The organism is Nodularia sp. UHCC 0506, assembly GCF_034931045.1.
Lineage (GTDB): Bacteria > Cyanobacteriota > Cyanobacteriia > Cyanobacteriales > Nostocaceae > Nodularia.
In genome coordinates this window covers 62172-67603 of the sequence record NZ_JAYGHH010000017.1, presented here as the reverse complement: position 1 = coordinate 67603, position 5432 = coordinate 62172, and the positions used below count along the sequence as shown (strand labels likewise).

The 5432-nt window shown below is 39.0% G+C and carries 4 protein-coding genes; all 4 read left to right on the top strand.

The annotated features are described in order from the left end of the window. Positions 1–449: chemotaxis protein CheB (locus VB654_RS12325; protein ID WP_323214056.1), on the top strand; the 449-nt coding region annotated here is incomplete at its 5' end. Positions 450–566: 117 nt separating this feature from the next. After that, complete coding sequence (locus VB654_RS12320; RefSeq protein WP_323214055.1) at positions 567–2465, top strand: CheR family methyltransferase; 1899 nt, start codon at positions 567–569, stop codon at positions 2463–2465. 19 nt (positions 2466–2484) lie between these two features. Next, positions 2485–4575, top strand: coding sequence for a PAS domain S-box protein (locus VB654_RS12315; protein WP_323214054.1), 2091 nt, complete (start codon positions 2485–2487; stop codon positions 4573–4575). A gap of 309 nt (positions 4576–4884) precedes the next feature. Further along, positions 4885–5432 (top strand): serine/threonine protein kinase (locus VB654_RS12310; RefSeq protein ID WP_323214053.1); only part of this gene is annotated, 548 nt, incomplete at its 3' end.

Below are 5432 nucleotides of genomic sequence, written 5' to 3'. Positions count from 1 at the left end.
CTCCTCAGCATCGTTCATTTATGTCAGAGATTCTAGCACGGCGCACTGCCTTAGAAGTCAAGCAGGCACAAGAGGGAGATTGTCTCGCGCCAGGAAAAGTTTACATTGCGTTACCTGATTATCATTTATTGGTGAACAGCAATGGCACACTGTCTTTATCCCAGTCAAAAAAAATACATTTTGTCCGCCCCTCAGCTGATTTGTTATTTGCATCGGTTGCAGCCAGTTACAAAGACCGGGCGATCGCTATTGTCCTGACTGGAACGGGTAGGGATGGGGCGACGGGGGTAGAGGCTATTCATCAAATGGGCGGTATTATCATTGCTCAAGATGAAAAAAGCAGCGAGTTTCCTGGAATGCCTAATGCCACAATTAATACTGGTAATGTAGATTTTATTTTACCTTTGGATCAAATATCAACAACCTTAGTAGCTTTAGTTATGGGATAAAACATTACTTATGAAAAAACAAACAGAAGCTATGGGGGCAAAAATTGTCCTCATATCCGCTTGTTTTCCATTCCTGTTCAGCTACGCTCACGGTCAGCTAATCCCCATTATCTATTTATGACTTCCCCAGAAAATAATCCTGAGTTTGAAAAATTACTTATTTATTTGAGACAAAGCCGGGGCTTTGATTTTACAGGCTATAAGCGTTCAACTTTGATGCGTCGGGTACGCAAACGAATGCAATCTTTAAACATTGAAGACTTTGAGAACTACTTAGATTACTTAGAAGTTTATCCAGACGAATTTAATCAACTGTTTAACACAATTCTGATTAATGTCACTGCTTTTTTTCGAGATGTCTTAGCCTGGGAATATTTAGCAGAGCAAGTGTTACCAAAGATCGTGGCACATAAAAATAACTCTGAACAAATTCGGATTTGGAGTGCAGGTTGTGCCTCTGGAGAAGAGGCTTACACCTTGGCCATGTTGACGGCGGAAATTTTGGGAGCAGAAGAATTTCGCCAACGGGTAAAAATTTATGCCACAGATGTAGATGAAGAAGCCCTCAATCAAGCTCGCCAAGCTGTGTATTCAGCGAAGGATGTCCAGGTAATACCACCAGAACTGAAAGACAAATATTTTGAAATTACAGGAAATAACTATGTTTTTCGCCAAGATTTACGCCGTTCGGTGATTTTTGGTCGTCATGATTTGCTCCAAGATGCACCAATTTCGCGTTTAGATTTGCTGGTATGTCGCAATACAATGATGTATTTTAATTCTGAGACTCAAGGGCGAATTATGGCTCGGTTTCATTTTGCTCTCAATGATACTGGGTATTTATTTCTGGGAAAGGCAGAAATGCTGTTAGTACATTCCAATTTATTCACCCCCGTGGACTTAAAAAATCGTATATTTAGCAAAATATCAGTAGCAAATTTACGCGATCGCCTCCTAGTGATGGCTAATACAGTGGAGGAAGAATCTAACAACGGATTGTCTCGGTATATGCGCCTGCGAGAGATGGCTTTCGATTCGGCATCCATTGCCCAAATAGTAGTAGATAGAAGTGGTACACTAGTGCTAACGAACGCTCAGGCTCGCACTTTATTCGGTCTTTCACCCAAGGATTTAGCTCGTCCTTTTCAGGATTTAGAACTTTCCTACCGACCAATAGAATTGCGATCGCTGATCGAACGAGCTTATACGGAACGTCGTACTATTACTTTGACAAATGTCGAGCGCTATTTGTCCAATGCAGAAATGCAATATTTAGATGTGCGAATTACACCTTTAGAAGATGTTGATAATTCCCTTTTAGGTGTAAGTATCTTTTTTCATGATGTCACTCGTTTTATTCAACTTCAAGAAGCGTTGCAACGCTCTCGACAAGATTTGGAAACTACTAATGAGGAACTCCAATCTACTAATGAAGAATTAGAAACTACTAATGAAGAACTCCAGTCTACTAATGAAGAACTAGAAACTACTAATGAAGAACTCCAGTCTACTAATGAAGAATTAGAGACAATGAACGAAGAACTACAATCTACCAATGAAGAATTACAAACAATTAATAACGAACTGAGCGAACGCACCACAGAACTCAACCGCACTAATCTTTTTTTGGTGTGCATTCTCAAAAGTCTGCAAACGGGAATCGTAGTGATTGATAATAATTTTAATATTTTAGTTTGGAATCATATGGTGGAAGATTTATGGGGATTAAGAACAGATGAAGTATTAGGAAAATCCTTATTTAGTTTAGATGTGGGTCTGCCCCTAGAGCAACTGCGATCGCCTATCCGGGAATCCTTATCGGGAAAGCAGCAGTTCCAAGAAATGATTTTAGATGCTACCAACCGCCGGGGGAGACAAATAAAATGTTATCTGGCCATTACTTCTTTGTTTGGGACAGGAATGGAAGGAGCAGTCTTGATGATGACAGATGTAGAGGGAGTTAAAAGTATGATTTCTAGTAAAGAAATTGCCCAAAGGCGACAACAAAAGCAATAGGAGTAATCTGGGGGGACAAATGATTCAAGACAATTTAGAACAAGCGATCGCCGGGGCGCATCGCCGACTGGAAAATTTATCTGCACGTGCTGAAAAAATAGCAGAACAGGAGGGTTCTAGAGAACTGTTACAAGAAGCGATCGCGGAAATTTCCATTTCTTTAGAAGAACTCCATGTATTCGCAGAAGAGCTAACACAGCAAACCCAGGAATTAATCACTACCCGTCATCTTGTAGAAGCAGAACGCCAGTCTTATCAAGATTTATTCAATTTTGCCCCTGATGGATATTTAGTTACTGATATCGCTGGGGTAATTCAAGAAGCTAACTATGCTGCGGCCAAGTTATTCAATGTCCGCCAGTCTTATTTAATTGGTAAGCCGCTTTCTGTATTTATCCATCAGACAGAACTGGTAAAATTTCGCTCCAGCATCGGCAAATTACAACAGCAGCCAGAGCAAAAAAGCACAGAAGAATTCAGGATATTTCACAATGACGGGAAAATAGATTTTCCGGCGGAAATGACCGTTGCTGTGATTGAAGATAAATTTAAGCAGAAAAAAACAGGATTGAGATGGCTATTTCGGGATATTAGCGATCGCCTCCAAGCACAGCAAAAAATCCGCCAACAAGCGGCGCTGCTAGATATCACCACAGATGCAATTTTGGTGCGAGATTTGCAAAACCAAATTTTATATTGGAATCAAGGCGCAGAAAAAATATATGGCTGGCGAGCCGGAGAAGCTATCGGAAATAATACCTGGGAACTGTTGTCACCAGAAGCTTCACCTCAACTCACAGCCGCACTACCAACTGTGTTAAAAAATGGCTCATGGTTTGGGGAGTTACGACAACTCACCAGAAATGGTAAGCAAATTATCATTAACAGCCGTTGGACACTGATGTATGATGCCGCAGGTGCGCCCCAATCTATCATGAGTGTTGATACAGATATTACCGAGAAAAAACAATTAGAAATACAGTTTCAGCGCACCCAGCGATTAGAAAGTCTGGGGACTCTTACTAGTGCGATCGCTCATGACCTCAACAATATCCTTTCGCCTATGATCACAGTAGCTCAACTTCTGCCCCTCAAACATCCCCAATTGAATGAAAGTTCCCTAGAGATGCTCAAATTATTGGAAACTAATACTAAACGAGGAACTGATTTAGCCCAACAAATTCAGTCATTTACCAGCAACTTTCAAGTTCAAAACTCAATTGTGTCAGTTCCACATCTCATGAAAAATGTAGAGCAAACAATCAAAAACATATTGCCTAAATCTATCGAAATTAATATTAATCTATCTTCAGACATAGAATTAGTTCAGGGAAATCAAACCCAGCTGCATGAAATCTTGATCAAATTATTAGTTAATACCAGTGATGCCATGCCTCAAGGTGGTAAAATTGACATCTCTGGAACTCAAGTTTTAATCGATCAAAATTTCACAAAAAATCATGTAAATGCAAAAATTGGTAACTATGTATTGATTACAGTTAGTGATACTAGAGTTGGCATAACTCCAGAAATCATCGATACAATGTTTACACCATTCTTCACTCCTAAAAAACAAAGTCAAGGTACTAGTAACTTAGGTTTATCTATTGATATTATTCACAGTTACGGTGGTTTTGTAGACGTATCCAGCCAAGTAGGAGTTGGTAGCCAAGTTAAAATTTATCTCCCCAGTGATGAGAGCATTACTGCACCCATAGTAGATCAAGTCAAACTGCCCACAGGAAACGGGGAATTAATTTTAGTTGTAGATAACGAAGTAGCAATTACGCAAATTACTAAAACCACATTAGAGATTCACAACTACAAGGTATTAATTGCCCAGAATGGAATTGAAGCTCTCACACTTTATACCCTGCACCAACAAGAAATTTCCCTAGTGTTGATGGATATGATGATGTCATCAATGTCTGGAGTCACAGCAATTCGCACTTTGCAAATTATGAACCCGCAGGTAAAAATTATTGCTATGAGTGGATTGGCTTCTGCTGAGGCTTTAGCACAAGGGACTGTGACAGGGATTCAAAGATTTTTGGCAAAGCCTTTTACTGCTGATGAATTATTAAATTCCATCCATCAGGTGATTTCGTAGCTATGGTTAAGGGAATTGCCAATCAAAAATACTCCACCACTTTTATATTCTACTAAACGAAAAGTAAACAGCGCAAAATCCTTACCAATGACCAATGACGACCCGCACCAGTTAACTTTATTTACGCCCACTTATTTATATTGCTTGTCCCTCTCTGACTTTATTTTTCTCCACTCCCCCTACTTATTGAGCCAATACAAATAACTTTTAAGTTGAATTTTGTAATTGGATTCATCAACAGTAAATCTACTGTGGTAAGTTAGAGATCGCTACTGGCATTAAAAATTGGGAAAATATTAGGGTAAGAGTATGGCTAAGGTGAATATTGCTGGGTATGACATTTGCGAGCAACTCTACAATGGTTCCCGAACCTTGATTTATCGGGGTTGTCGAAAGATTGACAACACAAAAGTAGCTATCAAAATGCTCAGAAATCCATATCCTACCTTCCATGAACTAGTGCAGTTTCGCAATCAATATATTATTGCCAAAAATCTCAATTCACCCCTAATTATCAAAGTCTATACCCTAGAACCCTGCCAAAATGCTTACGCCTTAATCATGGAAGATTTTGGGGGAATTTCTTTAAAAGATTATTTTAGACAACAAGAAAAATCTTTACAGGAATTTTTTCCCCTTGCCATAGCGATTACCAATAGTTTAGAAGTTTTATCTCAAAATTCCATTATTCACAAAGATATCAAACCTAACAATATTTTAATTAATCCTCAAACAAAAAAAATTAAATTAATAGATTTTAGCATTGCGTCTTTGCTACCACGAGAAACACAAACCTTATTAAATTCTAATGTTTTAGAAGGAACATTGCCTTACATTTCCCCAGAACAAACAGGCAG

Bases quoted from the DNA above. Each gene is read 5' to 3' on its own strand.
- VB654_RS12315 (WP_323214054.1), top strand. From the start codon at position 2,485: ATGATTCAAGACAATTTAGAACAAGCGATCGCCGGGGCGCATCGCCGA.
- VB654_RS12320 (WP_323214055.1), top strand. From the start codon at position 567: ATGACTTCCCCAGAAAATAATCCTGAGTTTGAAAAATTACTTATTTAT.